A 26,524-nucleotide genomic window follows, 5' to 3' on the forward strand; every position below is an offset into this window, starting at 1 on the left:
TCGTTTTTAAGTCGTTAATGCAACAGTGCAAACCAAAAAAAATGCCAGAGTTTCCATCTGCAAAATCATCTTGTTCAAAGGTTATGTTTGTTCCTATAATGATTAAAGTAATTTATTAAATAATCCAGTTAAATTTTTGCTCGATAATTCTCGTTTTTTCTTGTTCAATAAATTGTATAAACGCTTTTGCTACAGGTGAAAATTTCTTGCCTTTTAGCCAGATTAAATTCCAGTTGGATTGAATAGGTAAGCCTTTAACCGGAATGATTTGCAAGCTGCCGTTATTGAGTTCGTTTTTTATACCAATTATCGGCATTATAGAACATCCAAGTCCTGCCAATACTGCTTGCTTTACCGCTTCGTTTGAGGTGAGTACCATTTTTTTTGAAACCGTTAGCTGGTTTTGCTCTATAAATTTTTCCATTATATATCTGGTTCCAGATCCTTGCTCGCGATAGATTATTGGTAAATTTTCGATGATTTTTTTATCCTGAATTCCATTTCCTATTTGTTGATCAATGTTGGCAACAAGGTAAAGAGTATTGGGCATCAATTCTATTTTTTCAATTTGTAAGGTTTCTGGTAGAACTGAAACTAAAGAAAAATCCACTTCATTCTTTTCTAAATTTTTTAACACTTTTGTTTTATTCGTTACATCAAGAAGTAATTCGACACCTTGATTTTGTTTCAGAAAATCAGATAAAAAATAAGGTATTACATATTTGCCGGTTGATACAACGGAAATTTTCAATCGTCCGGTCAGTTGTCCTTTAAATGCCATTGTTTTATAATTAATGGCATGCACTTCGTTTAATATTTTTTCCGCAGCTATGGCAATTTCTTTCCCAAAATCGGTTACATATAATTTCCGTCCAATTACTTCTGTGAGTGGAACATCAAATTGGTCTTGAAAATTCCTTAACTGTATAGATACTGCCGGCTGGGTAAGATGTAGTTCTATTGCCGCCTTCGTAATACTTTTGTTTTGGGTAATTTTTAAAAATACCTGTAATTGGTGGAGCGTATAATTCATAAATAATTTTAATGTTTATCATTACAAATATAAATAAAAATTTATGGATAGGCCATTTTACCTTTGGAGAAAATAAATAATAAAGATATGCAAAGGATAACAATCGCAAAAGGAGACGGAATAGGGCCTGAAATCATGGATGCTACTCTGAAAATTATCAAAGCTGCAGGAGCGCAGATAGAATTTGATGAAATTGAAGTTGGTGAAAAAGTGTACTTAAAAGGTAATACGTCCGGAATCGAAAAATCTTCTTGGGAAACGATAATTAATAATAAAGTTTTTCTTAAAGCTCCAATAACGACTCCTCAAGGCGGGGGCTACAAAAGTCTTAATGTTACAACCAGAAAATTCTTAGGATTGTATTCTAATGTTAGACCATGTATAAGTTTGCATCCTTTTGTGGAAACAAAGCACCCTAAAATGGATATTGTCATAATTCGTGAAAATGAAGAAGATCTATACGCTGGTATTGAACATCAACAAACCGATGAAGTTATCCAGTGCCTAAAAATTATCAGCCGTCCCGGGTGTGAAAAAATTGTTCGCTATGCTTTTGAATATGCCAAACAATATGGGAGGAAAAAAGTGACTTGTTTTACGAAAGACAATATTATGAAGCAAACTGACGGATTATTCCATGAAGTGTTTGATGAGTTAGCTAAAGAATATACTGAAATTGAAAACGAGCACTGGATTATAGATATTGGTGCTGCAAAGATGAGTGATACACCCGAAGATTTCGATGTCATAGTTACTTTAAATTTATATGGTGATGTGATTTCAGATATTGCCGCGCAAATTGCAGGCTCTGTGGGATTGGCAGGTTCAGCTAATATTGGGGAAGAATGTGCCATGTTTGAGGCAATTCATGGATCGGCGCCTAGAAGGGCTGGACAAAATGTAGCGAATCCTTCGGGATTGTTGCAAGGAGCAGTAATGATGTTAAATCACATGGGGCAAAACGAGGTGGCCAGTAAAATACAGAACGCATGGTTAAAAACTCTGGAAGATGGTATTCATACGTATGATATATTTAAAGAAGGGGTAAGTAGCGTAAAAGTTGGAACTGCGGAATTTGCGGATGCAGTTATCTTAAATTTAGGGCAAAAACCGAAACAGCTTCCTGCGGTAGATTATAAAAATGGTCAACCTCTACATCTACCAAAATATAAGAAAAGACCAGCTGCTAAAAAAGATTTGGTCGGTCATGATGTTTTTGTGCATTGGAATGGAACTGAACCTGATGTATTAGCAGAGATGCTTAAAAATATAGGAACTGTAAACTTAAAACTTAATATGATTACCAATAGAGGAATCAAAGTTTGGCCAGAAGGATTTAAACAAACATTTTGTACGGATCACTGGAGATGTCGTTTTAAAGCTGAGGATGGCAAAATAGTTAGTAAGAATGAAATTATTGAATTGTTACAGCAATTTATAGATGCGGATATTGATAGTATCAAAACTGAAAATTTATATAAGTTTGATGGTAAAATTGCATTTTCATTGGGTCAGGGTCAATAAAAAATGATTTAGCCACTATTTATTTGAGAAAGGATATGCCATTGGGTGGGGAAAAGAATTTAATAGGAGTAGGTTTTTGCTAATCTTTTCGTTAAAGAAAAAAAAATAATTATTATGAAAAACAAAAATATTAGTTTGTTCATTGGAGCGATATGGCTCATCTGTGGAATCCTCTTGACTTTCCTTGAGCCTAAAAACATCTTTTTTACTTTGTTTTTGGGAATCGGAATATTTTTTACTACTTACAAATTACCAAAAACTCAAAAATTATTATAAAATAGCTATGGAAAAAGAATATCAATTTAAGCTAGTTGAAGGTCAATTCGCACCATCAGAAGCCGGTAAAGTACTGTTTTCGTTAATCAATAATAAGATTAATTATCATAATTTAGAAAAATTTAGTAATCAAATTCGATTTGATGAAGACAATTTGCATTCAAAAACAAGGCTCGAAATTCTTTCTGAGGCCTCAGCTTACATCAAAGATCTCATCAGTGAAGCATCCTTAAAAAATATGGAGCTAAAAATTGAAGGTGTGATTCAAATTGTACTCCTACCCAAAAGCAAAACAGAAGTGGATGTTTAAAGACAGGAAATTGCTTATTGCAACTAAACATCAAAAAGAGCAGGTGATTGCTCCAATTTTTGAAAAAGGTTTAGGTGTTCACTGTTTTGTTCCTGAAAATTATGATTCGGATATTTTTGGCACTTTTTCAGGTGAAGTGGAGCGAAAAAACACGGCAGTGGAAACTGTCAGAGCTAAATGTTTGGCGGCAATGGAGGAATTTGATTGCGATTTAGGAATAGCCAGCGAAGGTTCCTTTGGGTCACATCCCTCGATTTTTTTTGCGCAGGCCGATGATGAGTTTATAATTTTTATCGATAAAAAAAACGACTTAGAAATCATTGCCAGAGAACTCAGTTTGGAGACTAATTTTTATGGAGAAAATATTTCTAGTAAAGAAATGCTCTTGGATTTTGCAAACAGGATTCGATTTCCCAGCCATGCCATAATTTTGAGATGCAAGCCGGATGACCTAACTGCGATAAGTAAAGGGATTACTATAATGAGTCAATTGGAGGATACTTTTCAGCACCTTATGAACGTATATGGTAGTGTTTATGCTGAAACCGATATGCGTGCCCAGTACAACCCCACTCGTATGGATGTGATAAAAGTAGCGGCACAAAAATTATTGGAAACTATAAAAACCGAATGTCCCAGTTGCAAAACTCCAGGTTTTAGTGTTACAGATATGAAACAGGGCTTGCCTTGTTCATGGTGTTCAGCGCCCACAAGATCTACCTTAAGTTTTATTTACAGTTGTAAGAAGTGCTCTTTTAGTTCTGAAAAAATGTATCCCCATCAAAAAATAACCGAAGAACCAGGATTTTGTGATTTCTGTAACCCTTAAGATATGAATATAATCAGTAGTTCGATTCCAAAAGCTGTTGCGCTTTTAAATCAGGAGCAAATCATAGGAATTCCTACCGAAACGGTGTATGGTTTAGCCGGAAACATTTACAGTTCTAAGGCGGTAGAACGTATATTTGCGATTAAAAAACGGCCGTTTTTTAATCCGTTAATTGTTCATATAAAATCCGCAACTGCCCTTTCTGAAATAGCGAGAGACATTCCTGAAAAAGCCGCCTTGCTAGCGAAAGCTTTCTGGCCGGGACCTTTAACTTTGGTTTTAAAAAAGCAAATTGCCATTCCGGATTTAGTTACCGGTGGTAAAGATACAGTAGCAGTCAGAGTTCCAAATCACCCAGTAATCTTAGCGCTGCTGAATCAGTTAGCCTATCCTTTAGCGGCTCCAAGTGCTAATCCTTTTGGCGCTATTAGTCCAACTACGGCAGCACATGTCGCCGGCTATTTTGAAGAGGTGTTGCCAATGGTTTTGGATGGAGGAGCTTGTCAAAGGGGAATAGAATCGACCATCATAGGATTTGAAAACGGAAAGCCTATTTTATACCGCTTGGGTTCTTTGGCAATAGAGGATATTGAAGCAATTGTAGGGCCGGTAAAAATGATTACCCATGATGATATTGCTCCAGCGGCACCAGGCATGTTTTCTAAGCACTATGCGCCTTTGACGACGACTTTTTTGACAACTGATGTGAAGAAGAAGCTGACAACGTTTCCGGATCAAAAAATAGGAGTTTTAGTATTCCAAAAAGGGATTGATGATCCAAAAATTGTTCAACAAGAAATTTTATCTTCAACAGGAAATTTAGCAGAAGCAGCTTCGCAATTGTATGCTGCTTTGCATCGATTGGATAATTGCCATCTCGACTGTATCATAGCGGAACGATTTCCAGATGTTGGCTTAGGCAAAACGATAAACGACCGATTGCAAAGAGCCACAAAAAAATAATATATGGATACTATTATCAGAAACGCAACTGTAGTTAACGAAGGTCAAATACGTGTTTTAGATGTGTTGATATCAGCAGAAAGAATTGAAAAGATAGCTCCATCGATTGTCGTAAACCCAGCTAAAAAAATCATCGAAATTGACGCAACAGGACTTTATCTGCTTCCGGGAGTCATTGACGATCAGGTTCATTTTAGAGATCCCGGATTAACTCATAAAGGCACCCTTTTTACGGAATCTGTTGCAGCTGTGGCTGGCGGTATCACCTCCTTTATGGATATGCCCAACACGATTCCCAATACGCTGACACAAGAATTATTAGAAGAAAAATACACGATGGCGGCGGAGAAATCAATTGCTAATTATTCGTTTTTTATGGGTATTTCAAAAAATAACTTGGAAGAAGCTTTAAAAACAAATACCGAAAATGTATGTGGAATTACGGATGATGGGCTTTATTTTAATAATGATGAGGGGATTTTAGCCAATTACCCGGAATTTTTGGAGCAACTTTTTTCAAGAACCGATACCTTGGTAGCTTTGCACAGCGAAGATGATTTGCTTATAAAAAAGAATACGGAGGATTATAAACGACTTTACGGAACTGAAATTCCTTTTTTTTATCATTCCCTTATTCGGGATGAGGAAGTTTGCCTAAAAGCTACCAAGAGAGTGTTTTCTATTGCTGAAAAATACCACACTCGCTTACATTTATTTCATATCTCAACTTTGGCGGAAGCCAAATTATTCGATAATACGGTACCTATTCGAGATAAACGAATCACCGCCGAGGCTTGTGTGCATCATCTTTGGTTTTCAGATGCCGATTATGATATACTAGGCTCTAAAATTAAATGGAATCCCTCCATAAAAACAGAGCAAGATAGAAAAGGTTTGCTGCAGTACCTGCTCAATAATTCAATAGATATTATTGCAACGGATCATGCTCCTCATACAGTTGCCGAAAAAGCAGGAAATTATTTTCAGGCGCATTCAGGCGGACCATTAGCGCAGCATGCTCTTTTAGCAATGTTAGAATTATTTCATCGTGGCGAAATTCCTTTGGAGAAAATTGTGGAAAAAATGAGCCATAATGTAGCGGAAATTTACAGAATTAAAGAACGAGGTTATATAAGGGAGGGCTATTTTGCCGATTTAGTTTTAGTCAATTTAAATAAAAAACAGGAAGTAACTCCGGACTCTATTCTATATAAATGCAAATGGTCTCCTTTTGTAGGACAGGTTTTTTCAAGCAGTATCAATTCAACTTTTGTAAATGGAAATTTGGTGTATGATAATAGACTTGTAAAGACAGATGTAAAAGGAAAAAGATTAAAATTTGAAAAGATAAGATAATCAAAATGTATAAAATAATTTTAAAATAATTAAAATATGAATCTTAGTTTATTACTGGATAATTTAACTAATCCGGCCTTGTTATTTTTTGTTTTGGGAATTATAGCAGTCTACGTAAAAAGTGATTTAGAAATTCCTGAGAATACCTCTAAATTTATATCGCTGTACCTTCTTTTTTCCATTGGTTTTAAAGGCGGACAGGAATTAGCTCACAGTCACTTTACTCTAGACATACTTTGGTCAATCGTTTTTGGGGTATTGATTGCAGTATTAATTCCATTCTATACATTTTTTATTTTAAAGAAAAGGTACAGCATTGAGAATTCGGGTGCCATAGCTGCCGCTTATGGATCTGTGAGTGCAGTTACTTTTGTAACGGCCATCTCTTTCTTAGAAATTCAAAATTACAATTTTAGCGGCCACATGGTTGCTGTTATGGCGCTGATGGAAGCTCCTGCAATCATTATCGGAGTGATTTTAATCCGATTATTTAGTAAGGAAAAAGTTCAAAAAACGAAGATGACCACGATTGTCAAACATTCATTTACTAATGGAAGTGTACTTTTGATTCTAGGAAGTTTGGTTATTGGGTTTTTGGCCAGTGAGCAACAGGCTTTAGGAATTAAGCCGTTTACCACTGATATTTTCAAAGGGTTTTTGGCTTTATTTTTACTGGACATGGGAATTGTTAGTGGACGAAAATTAAATGATTTTTTCAAAAGTGGTTGGTTTAGCGTCTTTTTTGCTGTTGTTTTCCCATTAATCAATGGATGTATTGTTGCTTTTTTAAGTCAATTCGTTACCGATGATGTTGGGAATCGTTTTATTTTTGCGGTTCTAGCGGCGAGTGCTTCTTATATTGCGGTTCCGGCCGCGATGAAAATAGCAGTTCCAAAGGCGAACCCAGGGATATTTTTACCCATGGCTTTGGCGGTAACGTTTCCTTTTAACATTACTTTTGGAATGCCTATTTATTTTTCAGTTGTGTTGTATCACATTTAATAAGGTGCTTTATCCAATGCAGTTTAGTATATTAATTGATGTTTAAAAGTAGTGCATATTATTGTAATTTTTTAAACAAAAAACCTGCAAGTTTGCGCTTGCAGGTTTCAATTATTTTTCCTTTGGAATGGATTATATTTAATCATCTCAAAACTTCCGTCAACGCGGATTTGCAATCCATGCCCATTACAATTGATCAATAAAATATGTTATACGATCTTTTTTTTGAAATTTTTAAATTGCAAATTCCCTTTGCAGATATTCTATGTGTGCAGGGTTGCAAATCCGCGCTGTCGCTGTCAAAAAAAATGGATATGCGAGCGATCAGGTATATAACCGCGATCTTGGTTGGACTTCTGAGGATGAATAGCCATTAGTACACGATTTTTAAAAATATTCAACAATAAAAAAATAAAATAATGCCCATATTAATATAAAAAATAGTCCAAGGTATACGTTATTTAAATTTTTATTTAAGTCTTTTTTAATTATTAGTCGGTATAAAATCCAACCTATAAAAACGATTACTAAACCTAGTGCCATTACAATTCTTGACATAATTTATTTGTTTTTGTATGATATGATTAATTCCTGCATTGCCTATTGCAATTTATATTTACATACTCTTGAGAATGTTGACGAGCGGGACGCTCGCGCTAGTTGGGGTTTTTGATTTAATCGTGTAAAAATATCCACCCAACCCATTGTGGACATAGTAATAAAATAAGCATCTTCGGTTGTTGTGGCTTTATACTTTGTAGACATTTTTTGTATTATTTGTATTATTTGCTCACTATTGTGGGCACAGTTTGCAAAACTGCGCTAACGATTATGTTATATCGGCGCGATCGGGAAATTTTATTAATTAACTTCCTCTTTTCGTGTATAAGTCCGGTCTTCATAGGTAAGCCTAAGATATAAAAGTCTGAAAGATGAAATAATTTCAAATTCCGCAGATCTTTCATTATCAAATAACTTCCCAGTAGAATAATTTTCATCAACAACCGCATACGTTTCTCCTAAGACTAATGCTCCAAATCGATTTTTAATGCGATATTTATGATATAGCAGAACTCTGTATGTTTTGTCTGAATCCGCGGGAATTGCAATAGCAGCATTTACAAATGTTGAATATCTTTCGGCCTCTTTTTGGTAGTATTCTTTGTAGTTCAAAGTTGTTGTAGAATCAGCTACTCGCGCTTCTGCATCATCGACTTCTTTTAAATAACTTTTTAAGAATATATTTTTAAGTTCGCCATTCTTATATACCTTGATAATTTTAGTTTCGACAGCTTCATAGCTACTTGGATCATCAGCATTATTTGAAACATATTCTCTAAAAAAATTTTTCGCTCTTTTTTCCGCATTGTTTACATTCGGCATAACATTTTCAACGTCTTCATTCGTTGATGAAATAGAATCTTCAAGAGAAACGTTTTCAGTTTCCTTTGTTGCCCTGTTGCACGACGAAAGAACGGATAATATAAGTAATAAATTAATAATTGTTTTCATATCATTTGGTTTGTCATTAAATATGTTCCCTACTTTTTTCTAGGTCGTCACTAGCCATTTCTTGTAACTTGTATATACCCGCTACTCTATAGCCAGTATTCAGCCAAAATTGGGTAAATTGTCGCTATTAAATAGCGGTTTAAATACAAATATATAAATAACCTTTACAAATTTTCAATTGTTAATTCCTTTTGCTAAACGAAGTTATAACCCTAAAATGCTGTGAATAGCCCCGATAGAAGTGAAAATCCTTTGCTTTGGCGGGAGCCAAAAGCAAAGATTGTAGCGCATAGCGGGACGAAAGTGATTCTGGAAAACAATCTCGTTCTGCTCCAAAAAAAAAGCTGCCCAAGGTTGGACAGCTTTAATATTTTGGATATTCCGAAGCAAGTTCGGAATAAGCGATTCACACAATTTTAGTTCATAAAATGGTTTCTCTGCTTATTTAATCAACTCAAAACTTCTTTTCACGAAAGCAGTCAACGCTTCTCCTTTCAAAAGGTTTTGTGATAATTTAGCTAAGTCAAGCGCTTGTTTTACCAAACTTTCCTGAGCATCTTTGTCTTTATTGTTTAAAATGCTTGTTGCCAATTCAGAGTTAGTATTTACAACCAAATTGTACATTTCCGGCATATTTCCCATTCCAAACATTCCACCGCCGCCAGACTGACTCATTTCTTTCATTCTACGCATAAATTCCGGTTGAGTGATGATAAATGGAGAAGCATTGCTATCTAAAGCTTCCAGTTGTACGGAATACGTTTGTTTAGGAACAATGGCTTCTAAAACGGTTTTCAAGTTGGCTTGTTCTTCCTCCGATAATTTAGAAATAGTAGTTTCCTCTTTCTTGATTAAATTATCAATATGATCTGAATCCACACGTACAAAAGTCATGTTGCTGTTGTCGCCTTCAATTTTTTGAATTAAATGCGAGATAATAGGAGAATCAAGCACTAATACTTCATATCCTTTCTCTTTTGCAATTTCGATATAAGAGTGTTGCGCTTCTTTATTTCCAGCATATAAAACCACTAATTTCCCGTCTTTATCCGTTTGATTTGCCGCAAGGTTTTCTTTTAATTCTTCTAAAGTGTAATATTTACCGTCAACTGTAGGATACAAAACAAACGCTCCTGCTTTTTCGTAGAATTTATCTTCAGAAAGCATTCCGTACTCCAAAACGATTTTGATGTCGTTCCATTTTTGTTCAAAATCTTCACGGTTTTCAGTAAACAACGATTTTAATTTATCCGCTACTTTACGGGTGATGTAATTGGAGATTTTCTTCACCGCGGCATCCGCCTGCAATCCAGAACGAGAAACGTTCAACGGAATGTCTGGGGAGTCTATAACTCCTTTTAACATAGTCAAAAACTCAGGAACAATTCCTTCTACATTATCCGTTACGTACACTTGATTTTGGTACAATTGGATTTTGTCTTTCTGAATTTGTAAATCCGAACCTAATTTTGGGAAATACAAAATACCGGTTAAATTGAACGGATAATCAACATTTAAATGAATGTGGAATAACGGTTCTTCAAATTGCATTGGATATACTTCTCTGTAGAAATTTTTATAATCCTCATCTGACAACTCCGTTGGTTGTTTCGTCCAAGCCGGGTTTGGGTTGTTGATGATGTTGTCAACTTCTACTTCAGTAAAAGTTTTGTCTTTATCTTCCGCAGCAACTTCTTCACCCTTTTTTTGTTCAATTTTCTCCGTTTTAGTTCCAAATTTAATTGGAATTGGCATGAACTTATTGTATTTGTTCAGTAACTGATTGATTTTTGAATCTTCTAAGAATTCCAGAGAATCTTCAGCAATATGCAAGATAATTTCTGTTCCGCGAGTAGTTTTGTCAGCAGGCTCTAAGGTAAATTCCGGACTACCGTCGCAAGTCCAGTGTGCAGCAGGTTCATCTTTAAAAGATTTAGTGATGATTTCCACTTTTTCAGCAACCATAAAAGCAGAATAAAAACCAAGACCAAAATGGCCAATAATTCCAGAATCTTTAGCAGAGTCTTTATATTTATCCAAAAATTCTTCAGCACCAGAAAACGCCACTTGGTTGATGTATTTTTCCACTTCATCAGCAGTCATTCCCAAACCTTGATCGATGATGTGCAGTTTCTTGCCTTCCTTATCGATTTTCACCTCGATAATTGGGTTTCCGTATTCTACTTTGGCTTCGCCAATGCTGGTTAAATGCTTCAATTTAAGTGTTGCATCTGTTCCGTTAGAAATTAATTCTCGCAAGAAAATTTCGTGATCACTGTATAAGAATTTCTTGATTAAGGGAAAGATGTTTTCTACCGAAACATTAATTTTACCTGTTGTCATATTTTGAATTTTTTAGTTTATTTTAATAGCAATAATCCTTTCAAATAGAATACCAATTATAAATGAAGTGACAAATTGTCGCAAGCGTTAATTATGATATAAAATAATTTAATTCTGAAACAAACTTGTTAGATCGAATCGTATATTTGTGTAAGTATTAATTCATTAAATTTAAGAAAATGAAAAAAGTTATTTTATTGTGCACGCTAGCGGTTCTGATGTTCGCATGTAAGTCAACGTCCGCGACAGGTACAAACACAGATAGAAAATCTCAGGTTGCCATGAAAGGAAATTGGGTAATCAGTTCTGTAACCTACCCAGGTTCACAATATGTAAAAGTGAATACTTTTCAAATTGCAGACTCAGAATGTTTCGTAGGAAGTAATTGGAAGTTTGTTTCGAATAACAATAAAGGAACTATGGCTTTGACAAAAGCGAATTGTATGGCATTCAGCTCACCAATTACATGGTTTATCAACAAAGAGGGGCAATTTGTACTAAAAGTACTTAATGCTGGAGAAAAAGCTAGAAAAGTTAGAGAAGGATATGTTTTAAATGTAGCCAATCAAACAGAATCTTCTTTTCAATTGATAGATAAAATCAATGTAGGTGGGAAAATGACTGATGTTGTGTATCAGTTTCAAAAAGTTAATTAATTAATAAAAAATATAGATATGAAAAAGATTTCAATAGTTGCAATAGCAACAATAATGGTTATAAGTTCAATGTTTACTAGCTGTGAGGCTGTGAAAAATACAAATAAAACACAGCGAGGAGCAGGAATTGGCGCAGTTGCCGGAGCTGTATTAGGAGGCGTTCTTGGAAACAATCTTGGAAAAGGTGGAAAAGGTGCAATGGGAGCAGTATTAGGTGGTGTTATTGGTGGAGTTGCGGGTGGAGTTATTGGTAACAAAATGGATAAACAAGCAAGAGAAATTGATGCCGTTCTTCCAGGAGCCGAAGTAGTACGTATTGGAGAAGGAATCAAATTAGTTTTGAATGAAAATGCAGTACGTTTTGATACTAACAAATCATCTTTGACTGCGGGTGCAAAAGCAAATTTAGATAAATTAGTACCAGTTTTCGCGGAATACCCTGATACTGATATAACAATTTACGGATATACTGATAATACTGGTACCGCTAGTTATAACTTAAAATTATCAGGACAAAGAGCAGCATCGGTTAGAAATTACTTGAATAGTAAAGGAGTTTCTTCTAGTAGATTTCAAGTTACTGGTTTAGGAATTGCTGATCCAATTGCTTCTAATGAAACGGTTGAGGGTAGAAGCCAAAACCGTCGTGTTGAATTTGCTATTACTGCAAATGAAAAAATGATAAAAGATGCAGAAGCTGAAGTGAAAAACTAAGCAAAAAATATAATAAAAACTAAGGCTGTTTCATCAAGAAGCGGCCTTTTTTTGTGGCCAAATTTAATTAAACATCGTAAATTTGCACTCTTAAATACAAATGATGCTCGAGATAAAAGATATTTCCTTTACTTACACTGAAACCCCCGTTATTGAAAATGTAACTTTCACAATTGCCAAAGGCCAAAATACTGCTATTATTGGTGAAAGCGGTTGCGGTAAAAGTACCTTGCTAAAACTGATTTACGGATTGTATGATTTGGATAGTGGAGCAATTACCTATAATGATAAACCCATTTTGGGACCCAAATACAATCTGGTTCCGGGGGAAGATTACATAAAATATTTAGCACAGAATTTCGATTTGATGCCGTACATAACCGTTGAAGAAAATGTCGGTAAGTTCTTGTCGAATATGTATCCTGAACAAAAGAAAGCCCGCGTTCAAGAATTGTTGGAAATGGTCGAAATGACCGCTTTCGCAAAAGTAAAAGCGAAATTCCTGAGTGGTGGGCAGCAACAGCGAGTGGCTTTAGCCAGAGTTTTAGCTTTGGAACCCGAAATTATTTTGTTGGACGAACCTTTCAGTCAAATAGATTCCTTCAGAAAGAATTCGTTGCGACGCAATTTATTTCGGTATTTAAAAGATAACGGTGTAACCTGCATTATTGCCACACATGACAGTACTGATGCTTTGTCGTTTTCTGATGAAGTAATAGTGGTGCAAAACGGAAAAGTAGTGGCGCAAGGTGATTCCAAATCCTTGTATGAAAACCCCGCTAACAAATACATTGCTTCACTTTTTGGAGAAGTAAATGAGTTAAGATTGTCTCAGTTAATAGAACTTGAAGATGACGAAGATGCCTCGCTTTTGTTGTATCCACATCAATTGAAAGTGGTGGATAACGCCATTATGAAAGTAGTGGTGAAACAATGTTATTTCAAAGGAAGTCATTATTTAGTCAAAGCAGCTTTTGAAAGAAGAGCAATTTTTTTCGAACACGATTCGGAATTAGCATTAAATCAAGAGGTATATTTGATGTTATCCTGAGGACAAGGGTTCGGTAATAAGTAATCAATTCTCAGTGATTTCCAGTTCTGATCACGGTGGAGACCTTAAGTCACTTTTAATTTTTATAAAAGTTTTTCAGTAAAAAAGCAAAACCCCAAAATCATCTTGATTTTGGGGTTTTGTGCTATGTTCAGCTTTCTGACCACTTCTTAACTGGTCACTGATCACTACTTTCAGCGTTAATTTTTTAAATATTTTTCTAAGAACTGATCTTGTTCCCAAAGTAAATGTAGAATATTCTCTTTGGCTACATAACCGTGCGCTTCTTTAGGAAGAATTACCATTCTTGCCGGTGCGCCTAGACCTTTCAAAGCCTGAAAATAACGTTCGGTTTGCAAAGTGAAAGTACCCGGATTATTATCTGCTTCACCGTGCACTAAAAGCATGGGTGTTTTCATTTTATCCGCATTCATAAATGGCGACATCGTATTATACACTTCAGGAGTTTCCCAGTAGTTGCGTTGTTCCATTTGGAAACCAAAAGGAGTCAACGTTCTGTTGTATGCACCACTTCTAGCAATTCCGCAAGCAAAAAGATTAGAATGCGTCAATAAATTAGCGGTCATAAAAGCACCATACGAGTGACCTCCAACAGCTACTTTTTTTCTGTTGATGTATCCTAAAGCATCCACGGCATTGATGGCGGCTTCTGCATTGTCAACTAATTGGGTCATGAAATTATCATTGGGCTCCGTTGTTCCTTCGCCAATAATGGGAAAAGCAGCGTCATCAAGAACTACGTAGCCTTTGGTTACCCAATATACGAACGAACCATAACTAGGAAACGTGAATTCATTCGGGTTTTGTGTACTTTGTCCCGCTGAATTTTTGTCTTTATATTCTGCTGGATATGCCCAAATCAACAAGGGCATTTTCTCTTTTTTTGCTTTGTCATAACCAACTGGTAAATACAACGTTCCGGATAATTCAACACCATCTTTACGTTTGTATTTTATCACTTCCTTACTCACGTTTTTGATACTTTCAAAAGGATTTTTGAACGAGGTAATTGGTGTCAGTTTATTTTTTTGTTTGATGTTTCTAAGATAATAATTAGGGTATTCATTTTTAGATTGGATTTGGACTAAGACAGTTCCTTTTTTGTAGTCCTCAATCTCCAAAACGTCTTCCTTTTTATCTTTGTACGTTGAGGTATACAAACGTTTTGCTTGTACCGTTTTCAAATTAAATTCACTAATAAACGGGAATTGACCGTTTTTAGTAAATCCGTCCCCAATAAGATACGCATTATCATTTTCGATCGCCAAAACATACCTGTTGTATTGGTTTTTTCTGGTTTCGAAATTCCCCGGATCGGAATACACATCTTGTGAGTTTCTGTCGAAAATCACTTTTGGCGCCTGACTTGGATTCGATGGATTGATTACATACGTTTTGGTACTGCGTGTGTCGTACCATTCATCTGTAATTATGGCGGTGTTGTCATTTCCCCAAATGATTCGGTCGTAGCGCTGCGGTGTTTTCATCAATGACGTAGCAGCCGAGTCAAATGGTGCGTTCCAAAGAAAAACTTCATCTCTGAATTCCACTTTGTTTGCAGGATCTCCGCCGTCTAAAGCTTCAGCATACGCTAATGTTGCTGGTTTGTCTGTTCTCCAGCTCATGTTTCTTTTTCCTTTTCGAACTGCCATAAATCCTTTAGGGATAATCTCAGTCAGCGGTACTTCATTAACCACTTTTACTTCGTTACCGGTCCTGTCATAAATAACAGATTTGGATGGAAAACGACTCAATGGAACAATGTATGAAAATGGTTTTTGAATCGTAGTCAGCATCAAATAATTTCCATCCGGGGAGAAACTTTCTCCGGCATACATATCAGCATTTTTGAATAAAGTGATAGTTCCGTTCAAGCTCACTTTGTACAATTCAGAAGTCATGATGTTCTCAAAATTGATTTCATCATTCTTGTTTTTCAACATATCCGGATAGGTTCTGTTTTGGGATTTTGAACCATCAGCATTTGAAATTATCGGACCGGTTGGCAAATCTTTTTTGGCATCCAAAAGCGCGGCTCTGTTTTTTGGTAACATTTTCACCAAAATAGTTTCGTTGTCATTCATCCAGCTGAACGGAATTCCAATATTAGCATTCACTGTCGCTTCTGTTAATTTTGTGGCTTTCGCTGAAGCAACATCGATAGACCAAAGTTCAACACCAGAAGCTGTGGTGTGGGAAAATGAGATTTTTTTATCATTTGGTGACCAAGCAATATTACTGATGCGAGGATTTGTTGGCAAACCTGTAACCTGTACTTCATTTTTGTCTTTTATTTTACGTAATTTAAGGTTGTTCACGTATGTAACAGTACTGGAAATATTTGTAATTGGATTAATCCGCAATCCGCCCAAACGCAGTTCGTCTTGGTTTAAATCGTCCAGTGATTTATACGTATTTCTGTACGTAAGCAACATGTATTCTTTTTTAGTATCCATCGATACTGAAGGGGCTCTTTCATAATCAGCTAATTCCAAAATGGATTTAGATGGTTTTTGATAGCTTAAATTTTCTTGTGCAAAAGTGGTTAAGCTCAAGCCCAAAAATAGAAAAAATGGAATTTTTAATTTCATAATTTGAATAATTTTAAATTAGCGTTGGTATTGTCAATAATTGGTCTAAAATAATTCAATGTTGTTACAATTGAAAACAAAAAACTCTTTTTAACTTTTGAGTTGGTTTCAGTTTGCTTTCTTGTCATTTTTTTGATTTATGTTCTGTTATAATTTTAGTACTGAAGAAAGCTGTAAAGGATGACAAAAGCCATAAAATTTGTAAATTGCTAAAAAAATAGTAATTTGCCGGCTCAAATTTTTAAGTATGTTTTAAATTTGAACTCTTATTTTAATAAAATAACAATTGTATGTATCATTCAAAAATAGCAGGATTGGGTTATTATGTTCCCGAAAACGTAGTGACCAATGACGATTTATCCAAAATCATAGACACCAATGACGAATGGATTCAGGAAAGAACAGGAATTCAGGAACGAAGACATATTATAAAAGGAGAAGACACAACCACTTCTATGGGTGTAAAAGCGGCTAAAATTGCGATTGAACGTTCCGGCGTTGCTAAGGAAGATATCGATTTTGTAGTTTTTGCCACGTTAAGTCCTGATTATTATTTTCCTGGCCCCGGAGTTTTAGTACAACGTGATTTGGGTTTAAGAACCGTGGGTGCATTAGACGTAAGAAATCAGTGTTCAGGATTTATTTATGCGTTATCAGTGGCAGATCAATATATAAAAACCGGAATGTATAAAAACATATTGGTTATTGGATCTGAGGTTCATTCGACCGGACTGGATATGACTTCTCGAGGCAGGGGCGTTTCCGTAATTTTTGGAGACGGTGCCGGAGCAGCTGTTTTGAGCAGAGAAGAAGATTTGACTAAAGGAATTTTATCCACACACTTGCATTCAGAAGGACAGCATGCCGAGGAATTAATTGTAAAAGCTCCAGGAATGGGTGGCCGTTGGATTACTGATATTCTTGCTGATAATGATCCGGATGATGAAAGTTATTTTCCGTACATGAATGGACAGTTTGTATTTAAAAATGCAGTGGTTCGTTTCAGCGAAGTAATTAATGAAGGATTGCAGGCAAATAATTTACAGGTTTCAGACATTGATATGTTGATTCCGCATCAGGCAAATTTGAGAATTTCACAGTTTATTCAAAAGAAATTCAACTTGACAGATGATCAGGTGTATAATAATATTCAGAAATACGGAAATACTACTGCAGCTTCTATTCCAATTGCCTTAACTGAAGCTTGGGAACAAGGCAAAATAAAATCAGGAGATACTGTTGTTTTGGCAGCATTTGGCAGCGGTTTTACTTGGGGCAGCGCTATTATTAAATGGTAAAATAATTTCTTTAAATTAATTGAAGAGATTTTAAATCAAAAAACTCGGAGTTGGCATACTCCGAGTTTTTCTTTTTGCAACTAACTATTAAAACTAATTTTTATAAAAGGCCGCCGCCTCCTTGGGTTTCGTTCTTGTCTCTTTGCTTTCTTGCGGCTGCTTTGTTTTTTCCGCTTCCAAATCTATAATTAAAACCTAAATAAACGGTTCTGCTTTCCCAATTGAATTCTCCATTTGTTTTGTAAGGACGTTCTCCATCAAAAGCAAATCGCATGGTTTTGAAAATATCACTGAATCGCGCACTGATGGTTCCGCTACCTTTCAATACGTTATAACTCGCCCCAATATCCATTTTCCACATTGGGCTTCTGTCAAGCTGAAGACTTAAATCTCTTCCTCTGTACATTCCGAATAATTGAAAACGCAAGTCTTTTGTTGCTTTAAATGTATTGTTGATTCGGGCGTTGAAGGTTGTAACATCGACTTCTACAAATTCATAATTTCCCGGCGTATCCTCAATTGTTCCTTGGGTTTTCTTATTATATGCATCAAAACTGATATTGGCACTCCACCATTTTTTGAAATCGAGATTTCCGGAAACTTCAATACCATAAGCATTGTTGTTATCAAAATTATCGTAAGAGATAATTTGTTTGTTGGAATCATTTGGATTCGTAAAAATCACACGTGTTATTTCGTCTTGAATTCTTCTGTAAAAAATTCCCGAAGTAATGGAACCAATTTTAGTTTTTCGGGTATAATTTAATTCAAAGGAATTGGTAAATTGAGGAACCAGAAACGGATTTCCTTCAGAATCTATCGTTGGCGTGCTCCATTCTCTAATAGGATTTACCTGAGATATACTTGGTCTGTCCACTCTTCGAGAATAATTTAAACTGAACGAGTTATTGTCACTGGGGTTGTACGTTATAAAAGCCGATGGATAAATGCTTAAAATATCATCTTCAAATTTCGAATCAACTTCACTTACTTTTCTAAATAAAGCTTCAACATTGTATTGCTCTAAACGTGCTCCCGCCTGAAAATTCCATTTTTTCCATTGTTTTCCAAGAGTGGCATAAACTGAATATAATGTTCTTTCGTAAGTGAAATCAGAATTGTAGGCATTATTCAAAAACAAGTTGTTATCTGTGTTTTCATTTCTACTTTCTAAACCTAATTCCAATTTAGTCGTTTCAGAAAGCGGATTTACATAATCAAGATTTACTATGGTGTTTTTTCCCAACGTTTTTACATCATTTGTAAACGAATTAGTAGTGCCATTTATATTAGTGTACAATGCGTTTTCAGGGCTGTTATTTTTATTGTGATTCACTTCTAATTCTAAATTATGTCCTTCTTTTTTAAAATCTAATTTGTAATCAAAATTATAAGTTTCAGAATGGTTTTTGCTTTTATTGTCAAATAATTGGAAACGGTCATTGATAGCCGAAGAAACGTAATCGACTTTTGTGTTTCCAAAATCTTTTCCTTGAGAAATATTTTGATTGGTATAAAAAGAAAATGTGTTTTTGTCATTAATATTGAAATCAAATCCAAGTTTAGCTAAGTGAGACGTGTTTTTAGAATTCATGTCAAAAATCTGCGTATTGTCATTATTCAACTCCTTGCTGTTAATAAAACCGTTGTTCGAATATTTTCCATGATTAAATCCATAATTCCCATAAAAATTGAATTTACCTGTTCTGTAATTTACGTCAAAAGAGGAATTTACTTTTGGTGTTATCCCAAAGGTTACCCCGTTATTTATACTTCCGTTAAATCCGAGTCTGCTATTTTTGTTTAAAACAATATTGATGATTCCGCTCATTCCTTCCGGATTGTATTTAGCCGATGGATTGGTGATTAACTCAATTTGTTTGATGGATGCGGATGGAATTTGTTGCAAAACTTGAGCGGCATCCATATTTGTTGGTTTTCCATCGATAAGGATACGAACATTTGAATTTCCTCTTAAACTGATGGCGTTTGTTTGTGGATCGACACTTACGGATGGAATATTATTCATGATTTCTCCGGCTGTTGCTCCTGCAGAGATTAGATCTTTGCCCACGTTTATGATCTTGCGGTCAATTTTTTGTTCAATGGTAGATTTTTCTTTTACAATTTCGACGCCTTCCAGCTGAATTGCATCTTCTTCCAGAGTAATGGTGTTAAAATTGATGCTATTGTCTACTGTTAATTTAGCCGATTTTGAAATTGTTTTGTATCCCATAAATTGGATTTCAACGATATAGTCTTTCAAAGCTAAATTTTTGATTTGAAAAGTTCCCTTCTCAGATGTAATTCCGCCAGTAATTACTTTGCTGTTTTCTTTTACCACAACATTCACATACGGCAATGGCTCGTTAGTGTTTTTATCAGTAATTTTTCCTGAAATACTTCCGAAATTGTTAAGAAGTGTCGGTTTGACCGAAGTTTGCGCCTGCATTGAAAACAATGTTCCAATTAAGCAGATTAAGATTGATTTTAGTTTCATGATTGATTGTGATTTAATTGATTGATGATGCAAAGGTAAATATTTATTTTAATATTATGTATTACAAAGTACTGTTTTATACATAAATATAATTTTTTTGATTTTGAATCTACATAATAGACTGATGAGTCTCAGTTTTGTTACATACATTCTGCATTTTTATTTATTTAAATAACAAAAAAAGGGCTTTCGATTAGAAAAGCCCTTTTAGAGAATACAGTAGTAATTATCGTTTGAGAGAAAAATGAGATTTATATTCTTTAGTGATAGAGTCTTCGGTATACGAGATAGAAAACCAATAATCATCTGCTGGTAGCGCATAGCCATTGAAAGTTCCATCCCAGCCAGAGCCATTTGGGGATAATTCTTTTAGCAGTTTTCCATAGCGATCAAAAATATATAATTTTAAATTTTCACTATTTGGTATCCCAGTAATATTCCAAGTGTCATTAAAACCATCTCCGTTCGGAGTGAAGAATTTAGGGCTGTTAATCAGTCTCACTGTTATTGGATTTGCGTAGGTTCCACAATTGGCATCGCTGACTGTTATTTCGTGAAGTCCGGAACTTACATTGTTAAATACGTTACTGCTTTGAGGTGAACCTCCATCTAATGAATACAAGAAATTACTTCCATCTCCTACAAATGGGACGGCATTTACAGTAATGGTTTGGTTATCCGTAAACCAACCGCTGGTTGAAAATGTAACAGAAGCGGGTTTCGAAGATTCAATAACTGTAAAAGGAACGATGTCTGAGGTACAACCAAATATCGATAAATTGGTAACTGTGAGTGTATATTTACCAGGTTCATTTGTTGAAAAATTTTCTTTTGTACCTACTAAAGTCCCGTCTTCGCTTTTCCATTCAAAGGAGTATTGCGGCGCAGTAAATCCACTTTCAATAAAAGCATCAGTCGTGATTCCGGTATCAATATCAATACAAATGGCTGGAACGGTAAGTACTGGTTTTGGTTTTTCGGTGATAGTAATTACCATTGGTCTTTCAACAGGACAAATAACGGTTGCAGATGTTCCTGATTCGGCATACGCATAAATAGTGGTTGAAGCAGTGATGAAATCCCTCGGAAATTTTTCAATATTGTTGCTTCCCGGACCACCTGGTTTTGTAAAATATCTTGTTACAGGTGCTGTATAGGAAGGAAGTTCATAAGATTCGCATCTGGTTACAGGCGCAATATTTGTTATGGTAGGGCTATTATAAATGGTTATCGTAAAAGGGTCTTCATCAGTGCAAGTAACTCTATTGTTATTCTCTACGTAAACATATATCGTTGTCGTGGTAGTTATTGGCGAATAAGGAGGGAGCAATCGTACTCCAGTTCCATTTGGACCACTTGGAGCGGTGTAATAACTTCCCATACCTAAGATGGCTGGTAAGTTGAAACTATTGCAAGCATATTGATCTTCTTTGTCATTTACAAAAGTAACCAAAACGTCTATACTGTATTCTGAAACACAGGTATTTGGTGCTGTAGCTGCGAGATAAACATAGATTATTTTTGAGGTTGTCAAAACGGTACCAGCCGGTAAAACAGGATTTGTTGACGATGGACCACCGGCAAATTCGTAATATTCCCCATTTTTTAAATCATCTAAAATATAACTTTGACCACATCGAATAACTTCCACAGGTTTTGCATCAATTGCAGGAGATTTATTAATGGTAATTAGGAATTCTTCTTCAACATAACAAGGTCCACTTACAGCTTTATCATAGAAGTACATTTTTTGAGTTGTGGTAATCAGATATCCCACTGGACGAAGTTGTCCAGTCCCTAAAGGTCCGGTATAATATTTGCCTGAATGTGCCACAGTAGGTAAATAATAGACGTCGCATTGTGGGGTGGTATCTGGTATAACTGGTAAAGGAGCAATATTTACCGTAACAGTAAAGTCTAAATTATCGGTGCACGTTTGTCCTGTGACATAAAACCAAAGAGTTGTAGTTGCATTAATTAATGTTCCAGCAGGAACAATATTTCCTCTGCCTGCAGCATCAGTTCGATATTCTCCAACGGTCAATGCAGGAAGACTGTAGGCAGAACAGGAATTTACATCTGCTGGAGGTGTAATACTTCCCACGCTAATAAAAACCGTGAAGGTTTTTTCGTCAACACAATTTTTTATAGCCGTACCACTCTCTTTATACACGTAAATAAAGGACGTCGTATTTATTACTGTTCCTGCAGACAAAAGAGATCCACTTTTATTAGTACCAGTATAATAAACACCACTATTTGGATCAACTGGCAGCGTGTAGGAAGTACATGCAAATTGATTTGGATAATTCGGCAATACACTAAATGGTATTATTGTTATATCAAATGGGTTTTCTTTTGTACAAGAAGGTGTAACAGTAGTATCTTCAAACCAGACATATATTCTGTTTACTCCTGTAGTATTTACTATAAATCCAGCTGCTAACTGGATATTTCCCGGAGTAGTGGGGCCTCCTCTTTGAGTAAAATATTTCGCATACGGTAACGCTGGAAGTGAATATTGTATACAATAGGTTTCAGAAGCTGGTGTGATTGTGTCTAAATCAGCAATGGTAACATTAAAGGAATCTTGGTTGGTACACACTCCGGATTGATTAAAAACATAAAGGTTCATTGTGGTAGTAGTTATTACATCTCTGGCAAAAAGTTGTGTTCCAGTTCCGTTATTTCCGGTCCAGTATTGCGCTCCAGCTTTTGTTAATGGTGGGAGTGTATAAGAGGTGCATACAAATACATCTGGTAATATATCTACTTCTGGTAAAGGCGTGACAATCAAATTAAAACTGGTAATAACATAGCAATTGGGATCTGAAATGTTTTGTAATCGGACCCATAATGTTGTACTTGGCGATAATAATTGGTTGCTCGAATTTGGAGTTATACGAGTAGTATTGCTATTTGCTCCCGTTTCTGAGGAGTGAAAAGTGAGGATGTTGTATGAGGTGTTTTGAGAACCAGTAATGGACGCAATTTGTGACGTTAAGTTAAAATCAGCTTTCAGAGGAGTTTCAGATAAATTTCTGGAGCACAATGTTTTATCAGCAGGAATATTTGCAATTAGTGGCGATGCAACAATCAGCAATTGAAAAGACCTAATTTCATAGCACAACGTGTTAGGGTTTTGAATTCTGACAAAAATTTGTTTGCCACTTTCCGTACTCGAAATAGTCTGAAGAATTGATATTGCGGCAGTATTTCCCCTAGCATCTGCATCAGTAAAGTGATACGTGATAATAGTATTTGCGGGTAAATCATCTAAAACACCAGTTGTGCTAGTAGATTGGTTAACTCCAGCCAAAATGATTGAACTGTTTTTATTAAGATCAAAATCATAAGAGGAAGTTCCTGAATCGCACACATAAATGTTAGGAACAGTTGTAATTACGCCAATCTTGGGAAAAATTTCTATTGTGATATCATCCGTGACTTCGATGCAACCGGGTTCTTTATATGTGACACTGTAAGTATGAATTCCAGAACCAACTAGTGGATTAACTGTGTTGAGGTCTAATGTTTTCCCTGTTTGTGGTGGTGAAAATGCTACTCCTTGTTTTTTCCATTCGAAAGTAGTTCCGGAATCTAAACCTGCGGCGGATAATATTGGTAACGTGTTTCCCGGACAAATTGCAGCATTGTTTGCCGTTGTGTAATCCAGTCCTAAAACATCTTGCCCGATATTAAAACTATTAGCTTCTAGAAAAATAGCAGAATCATAACCCGTATTATTTCCTCCGTCAGCAATAACTAATTTAATTCGATATACGTGCGTAATGTCTAATCCAGTTGCCGAAGCCAGCATTGAAACTGTTTGTCCGTTGAAATTTATGGCCGGGCCAAATCCACCTCCGTTAAAAGCACCAAAATAGTTTGGATTGGCGGAAGGACAACTAGGATTATAAGCTATGTCTCGTATGGTTTCAACAGATACCGGGATGGCTGTGCTTGGTATTACTGCTAAATTTACATTAGTACCGCCGGCTGTTACATCTTTTAAAAGAAAAGCAAAAGCATCGGAGAAGCTACATTGGGAAGTCCCATATTCTTCAGAAGCAAAAAGAAAAGAAAAATCGAAATTGGGTGTTTTGGGTTGGAAATCAAATTCAATATAACTGGCATTTATTGAATTAATAGTTATTCCGGACTGCGAAAGTAAATTAGCTTCCAAATCTGAATCGCCTGACCATGCTGGAATACCATCGCTTAGAATAGTAGTATTGGGTGCCGGAATTTTAGTCACATCTCCCGTGCTTAATACAACTCCGTTGGAAAATGGAAAGGCAGAATTAGTATTTTCAAAATAACCTATTCCGTTAAACGATCCATAAGTTGTTCCTGTTCTCGAAGTTACATTGGTACCCTGAACACATGGCGAATTCACTAGTACCTGGTTCACCAACTGGTCAATCGTATATTTCGTAGTATTTACGGTAACTGATTGGGAATGAATAGTATATGAAACAATCAACAATATAAAAATAAGTGTCTTTTTCATGTCTTAGGTTGTTAATTTGCAGAGTAAAAATAGTGAAAATTGAATTGTCATTTTTAAAAAATGCTAAAATTTTGTTAACTCAATCCTAAATAAAGCAGTACAACGGTTTTTTTTATTTGTTAGTGTTTTTAAGACGTAATTGAGTGAAATTTATAACCATATTAAGGAATTAGAATTATCTTTGCACTTTTAAATTTATATCATGACATTACAACAGATTCTTACGCCCTCTATTAAAAAAGCTGTAAAAGCTTTATTTGACGTTACTATTGATAAAGCTGAATTTCAAACTACACGCAAGGAATTTGAAGGGGATATTACGATGGTTATTTTTCCATTGTTGAAAGTAGTGAAAAGCAATCCAGTGGAATTAGGGAATAAAATAGGAGCCTATCTTGTTGAAAATTTAGTTGAGGTAAATCGGTTCAATGTAGTTTCCGGATTTTTGAATATTGTTATTTCAGATGATTATTATTTAGATTTTTTTGGAGAAATAAAAGATGACGTTAAATTTGGTTTTGTAATGCCTTCGGCAGATGATAAAGCGGTTATGGTGGAGTATTCCTCACCAAATACGAATAAACCCCTGCATTTAGGTCACGTGCGTAACAACCTTTTGGGATATTCAGTGGCGGAAATCATCAAGGCTTCCGGTAAAAAAGTGTATAAAACTCAAATCATTAATGATAGAGGAATCCATATCTGCAAATCAATGTTGGCTTGGCAAAAATTCGGAAACGGACAAACTCCAGAATCAACAGGTTTGAAAGGGGATAAATTAGTTGGAAATTATTATGTTGCTTTTGATAAAGCGTACAAAGAAGAAATAGCACAATTAATGAGCGCCGGCAAAACGGAAGAAGAAGCCAAAAAACAAGCGCCAGTCATTTTGGAAGCGCAGGAAATGTTGCTAAAATGGGAAGCTGGAGATGAACAAGTAATCACGCTTTGGAAAACCATGAATCAATGGGTTTATGATGGTTTTGCCAAAACCTATGAAAATCTTGGTGTTGATTTTGATTGTTTTTATTATGAAAGCAATACGTATTTGTTAGGGAAAGATGTGGTTCAAATTGGTTTGGACAAAGGCGTTTTCGAAAAAGATCCTGACGGTTCCGTTTGGATTGATTTAACAGACGAAGGTTTAGACCGTAAAATTGTATTGCGTTCAGATGGTACTGCGGTGTATATGACGCAAGATATTGGAACTGCCATTCAGCGTGTGAAGGATTATCCGGATGTAGGCGGAATGGTGTATACCGTAGGAAATGAGCAGGATTATCACTTTAAAGTGTTGTTTTTAATTCTGAAAAAACTCGGTTTTGACTGGTCTAAAAACCTATTTCATTTATCATACGGAATGGTTGATTTGCCTTCGGGGAAAATGAAAAGCCGTGAAGGAACGGTTGTCGATGCCGATGATTTAATGCAGGAAATGACAGATACAGCACAAAAAATTGCAGAAGATTTAGGAAAATTAGATTCCTATTCTGCGGATGAAAAAGCAAAATTATACAACACGATTGGTTTAGGGGCTTTGAAATATTATATTTTAAAAGTAGATCCTAAAAAGCGAATCCTTTTCAATCCGGAAGAATCGGTAGATTTTGCAGGAAACACGGGTCCGTTTATTCAATATACATACGCCAGAATTCAATCGATTATTCGTAAAGCTAATTTTGATTTTTCGAATAAATCAAAAATGACAACGCTTCATGAAAAAGAAAAAGAATTGGTGAAACAATTAGATTTATTTCCTGACGTTATTCAAAATGCTGCGCAAAATCACAGTCCTGCTTTGCTTGCTAATTTTACCTATGATTTAGTTCGGGAATACAATTCATTCTATCAGGCGGTTCCTATTCTAGGCGAAGAGGATTTAGAAAAGAAAATTTTCAGAGTTCAATTGTCTAAAAAAGTAGCCGATATTATTGCTGCTTCATTTAAATTGTTGGGAATTAATGTCCCAGAGAGAATGTAATTTTTTGGCTTCTTTTTTGTGAAAACAATATTTATTTAATACATTTAGTAT

At 35.5% G+C, this 26,524-nt stretch carries 18 protein-coding genes; 11 read left to right on the plus strand and 7 right to left on the minus strand.

Features of this window, described 5'->3' with window-relative positions:
• Positions 1-115 precede the first annotated feature (115 nt).
• Positions 116-1,033: a LysR family transcriptional regulator gene (locus BMZ76_RS10620; protein WP_091205888.1), complete on the minus strand. Its 918-nt coding sequence runs from the start codon at positions 1,031-1,033 to the stop codon at positions 116-118.
• A gap of 87 nt (positions 1,034-1,120) precedes the next feature.
• On the opposite strand from BMZ76_RS10620, the gene BMZ76_RS10625 reads away from it, so the two are divergent.
• The 6 genes from BMZ76_RS10625 to BMZ76_RS10650 all read left to right on the plus strand — a co-directional run bounded on the left by BMZ76_RS10625 (position 1,121) and on the right by BMZ76_RS10650 (position 7,293).
• Positions 1,121-2,557 (plus strand): NADP-dependent isocitrate dehydrogenase, encoded by a 1,437-nt coding sequence (locus BMZ76_RS10625; RefSeq protein ID WP_091205891.1) that lies wholly within the window; start codon positions 1,121-1,123, stop codon positions 2,555-2,557.
• A gap of 283 nt (positions 2,558-2,840) precedes the next feature.
• A complete protein-coding gene (locus BMZ76_RS10630) occupies positions 2,841-3,143 on the plus strand; it encodes a hypothetical protein (protein ID WP_091205894.1) in 303 nt (100 codons plus the stop codon).
• Positions 3,136-3,972 (plus strand): DUF6671 family protein, encoded by an 837-nt coding sequence (locus BMZ76_RS10635; protein ID WP_091205897.1) that lies wholly within the window; start codon positions 3,136-3,138, stop codon positions 3,970-3,972. The genes BMZ76_RS10630 and BMZ76_RS10635 overlap by 8 nt, the downstream gene beginning before the upstream one ends.
• 3 nt (positions 3,973-3,975) lie before the next feature.
• A complete protein-coding gene (locus BMZ76_RS10640; protein WP_091205900.1) occupies positions 3,976-4,935 on the plus strand; it encodes an L-threonylcarbamoyladenylate synthase in 960 nt (319 codons plus the stop codon).
• Positions 4,936-4,938: 3 nt separating this feature from the next.
• On the plus strand, positions 4,939-6,291 hold the full coding sequence (locus tag BMZ76_RS10645) for a dihydroorotase (RefSeq protein ID WP_091205902.1): 1,353 nt from the start codon (positions 4,939-4,941) through the stop codon (positions 6,289-6,291).
• 36 nt (positions 6,292-6,327) lie between these two features.
• Positions 6,328-7,293, plus strand: coding sequence for a sodium-dependent bicarbonate transport family permease (locus BMZ76_RS10650; RefSeq protein ID WP_091205904.1), 966 nt, complete (start codon positions 6,328-6,330; stop codon positions 7,291-7,293).
• 600 nt (positions 7,294-7,893) lie between these two features.
• On the opposite strand, the gene BMZ76_RS10655 is transcribed toward BMZ76_RS10650, so the two are convergent.
• The 3 genes from BMZ76_RS10655 to htpG all read right to left on the minus strand — a co-directional run bounded on the left by BMZ76_RS10655 (position 7,894) and on the right by htpG (position 11,148).
• On the minus strand, positions 7,894-8,058 hold the full coding sequence (locus BMZ76_RS10655) for a hypothetical protein (RefSeq protein ID WP_449756738.1): 165 nt from the start codon (positions 8,056-8,058) through the stop codon (positions 7,894-7,896).
• A gap of 96 nt (positions 8,059-8,154) precedes the next feature.
• Positions 8,155-8,805: a hypothetical protein gene (locus BMZ76_RS10660; RefSeq protein WP_091205907.1), complete on the minus strand. Its 651-nt coding sequence runs from the start codon at positions 8,803-8,805 to the stop codon at positions 8,155-8,157.
• A 441-nt stretch (positions 8,806-9,246) separates the two neighbouring features.
• Entirely contained in the window at positions 9,247-11,148 is a 1,902-nt protein-coding gene (gene htpG / locus BMZ76_RS10665; protein ID WP_091205910.1) for a molecular chaperone HtpG, read from the minus strand.
• A 179-nt stretch (positions 11,149-11,327) separates the two neighbouring features.
• On the opposite strand from htpG, the gene BMZ76_RS10670 reads away from it, so the two are divergent.
• The 3 genes from BMZ76_RS10670 (at position 11,328) to BMZ76_RS10680 (ending at position 13,569) form a co-directional block, all read left to right on the plus strand.
• Complete coding sequence (locus BMZ76_RS10670) at positions 11,328-11,804, plus strand: lipocalin family protein (protein ID WP_091205912.1); 477 nt, start codon at positions 11,328-11,330, stop codon at positions 11,802-11,804.
• 18 nt (positions 11,805-11,822) lie between these two features.
• Positions 11,823-12,518, plus strand: coding sequence for a YiaD family glycine zipper/OmpA-like lipoprotein (locus BMZ76_RS10675; protein WP_091205914.1), 696 nt, complete (start codon positions 11,823-11,825; stop codon positions 12,516-12,518).
• Between the two features lie 103 nt (positions 12,519-12,621).
• Positions 12,622-13,569 carry an ABC transporter ATP-binding protein gene (locus BMZ76_RS10680; RefSeq protein WP_091205917.1) on the plus strand — a complete coding sequence of 316 codons (948 nt, stop codon included), beginning with the start codon at positions 12,622-12,624 and terminating at the stop codon, positions 13,567-13,569.
• A 200-nt stretch (positions 13,570-13,769) separates the two neighbouring features.
• Here the strand turns inward: BMZ76_RS10680 and BMZ76_RS10685 are convergent, their stop codons facing one another.
• On the minus strand, positions 13,770-16,181 hold the full coding sequence (locus BMZ76_RS10685; RefSeq protein ID WP_091205918.1) for a S9 family peptidase: 2,412 nt from the start codon (positions 16,179-16,181) through the stop codon (positions 13,770-13,772).
• Between the two features lie 290 nt (positions 16,182-16,471).
• Here BMZ76_RS10685 and BMZ76_RS10690 point away from each other — a divergent pair, with 290 nt between their 5' ends.
• Positions 16,472-17,479: a 3-oxoacyl-ACP synthase III family protein gene (locus tag BMZ76_RS10690; RefSeq protein WP_091205919.1), complete on the plus strand. Its 1,008-nt coding sequence runs from the start codon at positions 16,472-16,474 to the stop codon at positions 17,477-17,479.
• A gap of 100 nt (positions 17,480-17,579) precedes the next feature.
• On the opposite strand, the gene BMZ76_RS10695 is transcribed toward BMZ76_RS10690, so the two are convergent.
• Entirely contained in the window at positions 17,580-19,979 is a 2,400-nt protein-coding gene (locus BMZ76_RS10695) for a TonB-dependent receptor (RefSeq protein WP_091205920.1), read from the minus strand.
• A gap of 226 nt (positions 19,980-20,205) precedes the next feature.
• Entirely contained in the window at positions 20,206-24,492 is a 4,287-nt protein-coding gene (locus BMZ76_RS10700) for a T9SS type B sorting domain-containing protein (protein ID WP_091205922.1), read from the minus strand.
• Positions 24,493-24,694: 202 nt separating this feature from the next.
• Here BMZ76_RS10700 and argS point away from each other — a divergent pair, with 202 nt between their 5' ends.
• Positions 24,695-26,473 carry an arginine--tRNA ligase gene (gene argS / locus BMZ76_RS10705; RefSeq protein ID WP_091205925.1) on the plus strand — a complete coding sequence of 593 codons (1,779 nt, stop codon included), beginning with the start codon at positions 24,695-24,697 and terminating at the stop codon, positions 26,471-26,473.
• Positions 26,474-26,524 lie beyond the last annotated feature (51 nt).

It is taken from the genome of Flavobacterium xueshanense (genome assembly GCF_900112975.1).
Taxonomy (GTDB): domain Bacteria; phylum Bacteroidota; class Bacteroidia; order Flavobacteriales; family Flavobacteriaceae; genus Flavobacterium; species Flavobacterium xueshanense.

Coding starts and splice junctions, on each gene's coding strand:
- BMZ76_RS10620 (WP_091205888.1), bottom strand. CDS start 1,033: ATGAATTATACGCTCCACCAATTACAGGTATTTTTAAAAATTACCCAA.
- BMZ76_RS10625 (WP_091205891.1), top strand. CDS start 1,121: ATGCAAAGGATAACAATCGCAAAAGGAGACGGAATAGGGCCTGAAATC.
- BMZ76_RS10630 (WP_091205894.1), top strand. CDS start 2,841: ATGGAAAAAGAATATCAATTTAAGCTAGTTGAAGGTCAATTCGCACCA.
- BMZ76_RS10635 (WP_091205897.1), top strand. CDS start 3,136: ATGTTTAAAGACAGGAAATTGCTTATTGCAACTAAACATCAAAAAGAG.
- BMZ76_RS10640 (WP_091205900.1), top strand. CDS start 3,976: ATGAATATAATCAGTAGTTCGATTCCAAAAGCTGTTGCGCTTTTAAAT.
- BMZ76_RS10645 (WP_091205902.1), top strand. CDS start 4,939: ATGGATACTATTATCAGAAACGCAACTGTAGTTAACGAAGGTCAAATA.
- BMZ76_RS10650 (WP_091205904.1), top strand. CDS start 6,328: ATGAATCTTAGTTTATTACTGGATAATTTAACTAATCCGGCCTTGTTA.
- BMZ76_RS10655 (WP_449756738.1), bottom strand. CDS start 8,058: ATGTCTACAAAGTATAAAGCCACAACAACCGAAGATGCTTATTTTATT.
- BMZ76_RS10660 (WP_091205907.1), bottom strand. CDS start 8,805: ATGAAAACAATTATTAATTTATTACTTATATTATCCGTTCTTTCGTCG.
- htpG (WP_091205910.1), bottom strand. CDS start 11,148: ATGACAACAGGTAAAATTAATGTTTCGGTAGAAAACATCTTTCCCTTA.
- BMZ76_RS10670 (WP_091205912.1), top strand. CDS start 11,328: ATGAAAAAAGTTATTTTATTGTGCACGCTAGCGGTTCTGATGTTCGCA.
- BMZ76_RS10675 (WP_091205914.1), top strand. CDS start 11,823: ATGAAAAAGATTTCAATAGTTGCAATAGCAACAATAATGGTTATAAGT.
- BMZ76_RS10680 (WP_091205917.1), top strand. CDS start 12,622: ATGCTCGAGATAAAAGATATTTCCTTTACTTACACTGAAACCCCCGTT.
- BMZ76_RS10685 (WP_091205918.1), bottom strand. CDS start 16,181: ATGAAATTAAAAATTCCATTTTTTCTATTTTTGGGCTTGAGCTTAACC.
- BMZ76_RS10690 (WP_091205919.1), top strand. CDS start 16,472: ATGTATCATTCAAAAATAGCAGGATTGGGTTATTATGTTCCCGAAAAC.
- BMZ76_RS10695 (WP_091205920.1), bottom strand. CDS start 19,979: ATGAAACTAAAATCAATCTTAATCTGCTTAATTGGAACATTGTTTTCA.
- BMZ76_RS10700 (WP_091205922.1), bottom strand. CDS start 24,492: ATGAAAAAGACACTTATTTTTATATTGTTGATTGTTTCATATACTATT.
- argS (WP_091205925.1), top strand. CDS start 24,695: ATGACATTACAACAGATTCTTACGCCCTCTATTAAAAAAGCTGTAAAA.